The organism is Candidatus Magnetobacterium casense (assembly GCF_019173545.1).
GTDB lineage: Bacteria > Nitrospirota > Thermodesulfovibrionia > Thermodesulfovibrionales > Magnetobacteriaceae > Magnetobacterium > Magnetobacterium cryptolimnobacter.
On sequence record NZ_JABXWD010000277.1, the window covers coordinates 1 to 4,806 of the forward strand.

The 4,806-nt window shown below is 51.4% G+C and carries 4 protein-coding genes; all 4 read left to right on the forward strand.

The window, feature by feature from the left end; genetic code table 11:
- The first annotated feature begins 514 nt into the window (after window positions 1-514).
- The 4 genes from lpxK to rlmN all read left to right on the forward strand — a co-directional run bounded on the left by lpxK (window position 515) and on the right by rlmN (window position 4,768).
- Entirely contained in the window at window positions 515-1,513 is a 999-nt protein-coding gene (gene lpxK, locus HWQ67_RS13210; protein ID WP_218253159.1) for a tetraacyldisaccharide 4'-kinase, read from the forward strand.
- Window positions 1,506-2,393: a cyclic nucleotide-binding domain-containing protein gene (locus HWQ67_RS13215; RefSeq protein WP_218253160.1), complete on the forward strand. Its 888-nt coding sequence runs from the start codon at window positions 1,506-1,508 to the stop codon at window positions 2,391-2,393. The genes lpxK and HWQ67_RS13215 overlap by 8 nt, the downstream gene beginning before the upstream one ends.
- A 221-nt stretch (window positions 2,394-2,614) precedes the next feature.
- Window positions 2,615-3,769, forward strand: a complete 1,155-nt coding sequence (locus HWQ67_RS13220; protein ID WP_218253161.1) for a glycosyltransferase family 4 protein — start codon at window positions 2,615-2,617, stop codon at window positions 3,767-3,769.
- 51 nt (window positions 3,770-3,820) lie between these two features.
- Window positions 3,821-4,768: a 23S rRNA (adenine(2503)-C(2))-methyltransferase RlmN gene (rlmN, locus tag HWQ67_RS13225; RefSeq protein WP_218253162.1), complete on the forward strand. Its 948-nt coding sequence runs from the start codon at window positions 3,821-3,823 to the stop codon at window positions 4,766-4,768.
- Window positions 4,769-4,806: the final 38 nt, after the last annotated feature.

The window sequence follows — 4,806 nt, forward strand, 5'->3', positions numbered from 1 at the left end:
TAATTTTTTATCTTGACAATCCTATCAATTTATTGTACACTACTCTAAGTGTGTTGGTCAAGCAAGGTGTATACCATTGCTAAAATTTATTTTTCGAAAACTCGAGAATATATATATTTAAACATTTTTACGATATAAATTGCATAAAATAGTTGGTATACTGAAATGACGCAGGTTTTTTCAGGCATGATATTTGACTGACAAAATAATGGGGTCAAGGGGGCTGGCCCCCTTGCAGGGGGTTCTGAAGGGGGGCGGAGCCGCCCCTTTCTTTCTTTAATTGTGTGAATTACGTTATAGTTACTTATGCTCTTCTGCTTATCATCACAGGATTTTTTACAGCAAGAAAACTTACCTGACATTATGAAACACAATACATTGACCAGTTGTCAAACTATTCTCAGACATGTTAGCATAATATCAAGTAGTGGCGCCTTTTTGTTAATAGATACCCTATGCTATTTTTGGAACCCGGCTCCGGAAAGGATATTTTGCGGATGATACAACCACAGCCATGAACATCATAGAACACCTGTACAACATCGGTCTGACGCTCAAGCGCAACAGGGCTGTCAGTAGACAGCGACGCCTCCCCCACAGGGTCATCAGCGTTGGCAACATAACCCTAGGTGGCACCGGCAAGACCCCCCTGGTAATAGCCCTTGCACGGGAGGCAGTGAGAATAGGCCTGAAACCGTGCATCCTCACACGCGGCTACAGGGGGAAAACCGTAGGGCCGTGTATCGTCTCAAACGGCAATGGGCCACTCATGGACGTCACGGAGGCCGGCGACGAACCAGTCCTTATGGCATTGAGACTGCCCCAGGTGGAAATAATCAAGGGTCCCGACAGATACGAGGCCGCACAACTGTCTAAACAGGCAGATATCTTCATCCTCGATGATGCCTTTCAGCACTTTGCACTCTACAGGGACATCGATATCGTCCTCGTTGACTGCCTCAAGGGGTTTGGAAACGGCAGGCTCTTTCCGGCAGGTCCGCTTCGGGAACCTCTTGCACAACTGGCAAGGGCCAACATCATCGTCGCAACCAGAAACGATACGCACAACACCAACGGCAACAGCATCATCGAAACGCTCTGCAACAGGGCAGGGGTCGCATATCCCGCGGGTATCACCACGGAAGTATACACCGCACAACACCGTCCCACCTGTCTGAAAACCATCCACGGTACGGACATCCCCCTGTCTGCACTGGCAGGACAAAGGGTCTTTGCCTTCTGCGGCATTGGCAACCCGGATGCCTTCAAACGGACGCTCCTGTCAACGGGCGCCGATGTCACCGGGATTATCCCTCTGCCAGACCACCATAGATACACCAATTCCGACCTGAAAAAAATCTTAAAAAAATCCGGCACCGAACAATGGATTATTACCACGGAAAAAGATATAATAAAGATCAGACAAAACCCACTAGCGGGGAAGGTCTTATACCTGATGATCGAGTTTGAGACAGACGGAGGATTTTACAAGAGGATTTTTGGATATGATTAAACGAATAAGTGAGAAGAAACTATACTTTGGGAGTTATCTTGTGGGCAAGCGCCTGATATCGGAGGAAGACATGTTGGATGCCTTGAAGTATCAGAGCGCACAGATACCTTCATTCATAGATGTTGCCATCAAGCGCAGATATCTGGACATGAAACAGGTCTATGAAATCCTCACTCATCAGGGACACACCGACCTCACCTTTGAGGAGGTGGCAGTACAGAGTCAGTGCCTCTCCGCTCAACAGGCAAAGGAGATCAACAGCGAACGCGAACGTATCAGGATGCCAATTGGCGAGATACTCGTTCACTTTAACAAGCTCTCACGGGACGCAATGCTTCAGGAGTTGGAGAACTTTACCAAGATAAAGGACAAGTTTCAGGAGGTGGGCGAGATACTGAAAAACGTGACAATGTTTCAGAAACTCGGCCAGGGTGCGCTCCATGAGCTTGCAGAGATAGCAGACAAGGTCATCTGTATGGAGGGCGACAGGATCATTAGCGAGGGACAGGATGCCGACTGCTTCTACTGCGTCGTCTCAGGGACTCTCAAGGTCACAAAGAACAATCCCATACACCAGGGCAAGGAGATTTTTATCTACAGGATATCGAAGAACGACGTCTTTGGAGTATCCGCCATCTTTGAAGAGGAAAAACGCGCAGCCAACGCCACGGCTGAAACCGAAACCATCCTGCTGCGCTTTGACAGGGATATGTTCCTGGACTTCCTCGAAAAACACAGCAAGGCCGCATACTCCATCCTGCTTTTCATGATCCAGCGCCTTACGCACAGGTTGAACCTGACGCGCTCCGAACTGGTCTTTGAGCGAAAGCACCTCATCGACGTTGAACACATGGACTCCCTGATGGATGACATCATATAAATAAATATGGACGACATCATATACTAAAATGACGCAGGTTTTTTCAGGCATGATATTTGATGGACAAAATAATGGGGTCAAGGGGACTGGTCCCCTTGCAGGGGGTTCTGAAGGGGGGCGGAGCCGCCCCTTTCTTTCTTCTATTCAGGCAATTTTGATACCCGAAAAAACTCGAATCCGATCAGTATATAAATAAATATGGACGACATCATAATAAAATTATGGTCATAGCAATTGACGGTCTGTACCTGCTGATGCCCAAAACGGGGCTTGGCCGTTACGTGGATAGCCTCGTAAGCGGATTGCTCAAGGTCGCCCCGGAGAATAAATACTACCTCTACGACGGCCCCCTTGACGACGCCATCTGCCGAATGGAGCGTCTGAGCGCTGACCCGGCAACCCTGGCCGGATTCACAGACCTCTCACGATTTGCCGTCCCCACGTTGACGGCCAAACGAACCCTGGCAGCCCTGAGCGGCTATCTCACGGGGCGTTGCACACGGGCACTGGATGAGGTGGATGTCTTCTGGGGACCGGGCTTTAAGGGGGTGTATCGGGCCTCATTTAAGACCGTCATAACGGTTGCCGACATGGCGCACGAGTACTACCCGCAGAGCATCCCAAGGGCGTTGGTCGGTTTCATGAAACATCGCCTGCCCCGACAACTGAGAAGGGCCGACACGATCATAGCCATTTCGGAAAACACCAAGGCCGATATCATAAAATTTCACAACATAGACGCCTCCAAAATAGAGGTCATCTACCCCGGCGTGGGGACGGAGTTCTCCCCCGTGACCGATCCGGAGACCCTCGCTGCCGTCACAAGACGATACAGATTGCCCCAACACTACATCTTATACGTTGGCGCAGTACAGCCACGAAAGAACGTCGAATCGCTCATCGTGGCGGCAGCCGGATTGCAGCGGACGCACAAACTCGTCATCGCCGGTGGTGTGCAATGGAACAGCGACGGGATCGGGGCATTGATCGACAGAACCGGTGTCCGGGACAGGGTCGTCTTTACCGGTTACGTGCGGGATTGCGACCTGCCGGCCATCTACTGCATGGCCACCGCATTTGTTATGCCCAGCCTCTACGAAGGTTTTGGTCTGCCAATCCTGGAGGCCATGGCTTGCGCAACGCCGGTTGTGACATCCAACACATCATCCCTGCCCGAGGCAGCCGGCACTGCTGCCATCCTCGTAGACCCTCAATCAACCGAAGAACTATCAATCGCTGTCAACAGTATCATTGACGACACGCAACTGCAAGCAAAACTAAAGGAAAAAGGCCTGAAACAAGCCGCTAACTTCTCATGGACCAAATCCGCCCAACAAATGCTGGACACCTTTGCGGCTGTCATGACAAAACAGTAGGGTAATGCGGACGGCAACGAAAAAACAAGCAAATGAGCCAGAGCCAAGCTCATGAGTGAAAGGCCGGAAAAGGTCAACCTCAAGGCGCTTACCCAGGAGGGGGTGGCGGACTTCTTTGCGCGTTGCAAGTTGCCCCCCTACAGGGTCAGGCAGCTCAACCACTGGATGTACGAAAAGCGGGTGACAGACATAGACGGTATAACCGAGTTTTCCAAGTCCCTCAGACAAGACCTCGGGGCACTTGCCTACATCGGCAACCTCGATATCGTACAGAGCCGCACCTCATTAGACGGTACAACCAAGTACCTGCTGCAACTGGAGGATGGTCAGCACATAGAGGCCGTCCTCATCCCTGATGCCGAGCGCCTGACTCTGTGCATATCCTCACAGGTTGGATGCAGGATGGGGTGTCGGTTCTGTCTGACGGCGACCGTTGGATTTAAGCGCAACCTCCTGGCATACGAAATCGCCGATCAGGTGACGACCGTGCAGCGGCATATTGCCAGTTCCAGGGCGCTTCCTGAATCCGGCAGTGGAATAACCAACGTCGTGTTGATGGGGATGGGCGAGCCCCTTGACAACTTTGACGAAGTGGTCGGTGCCCTGTGGAGGTTGACCAATGATTTGGGGTTGTCAAAGCGACACATAACCCTCTCCACGTGTGGCATCGTCCCCCGGATGCTGAAACTGTACAGAGATGCCCCGGAGGTAAACCTGGCCGTGTCGTTAAACGCCACAACCAATCAGATACGGTCGGCCATCATGCCCGTTAATAACCGCTATGCCATGCAGGAGCTACTGCGCACGTGCAGACTTATTCCGCTGACACACAGGCAGCGCATCACCTTTGAATACGTCCTGCTTGGGGGCGTCAACGACAGCGAAGACGACGCATTGCGTTTGTATACGCTCCTTAAGGGCATCCCCGCCAAGGTCAACCTCATACCGTTTAACGAGTACGGTGATGCCACATGTGGAGAGGGTTATGTGTCGCTTTGACAACCCCAAATCATTGGTCAACCTCCACAGGGCACCGA

What these genes read in the sequence shown, in the direction of transcription:
- lpxK (WP_218253159.1), top strand. Translation starts at nt 515, where the DNA reads ATGAACATCATAGAACACCTGTACAACATCGGTCTGACGCTCAAGCGC.
- HWQ67_RS13215 (WP_218253160.1), top strand. Translation starts at nt 1,506, where the DNA reads ATGATTAAACGAATAAGTGAGAAGAAACTATACTTTGGGAGTTATCTT.
- HWQ67_RS13220 (WP_218253161.1), top strand. Translation starts at nt 2,615, where the DNA reads ATGGTCATAGCAATTGACGGTCTGTACCTGCTGATGCCCAAAACGGGG.
- rlmN (WP_218253162.1), top strand. Translation starts at nt 3,821, where the DNA reads ATGAGTGAAAGGCCGGAAAAGGTCAACCTCAAGGCGCTTACCCAGGAG.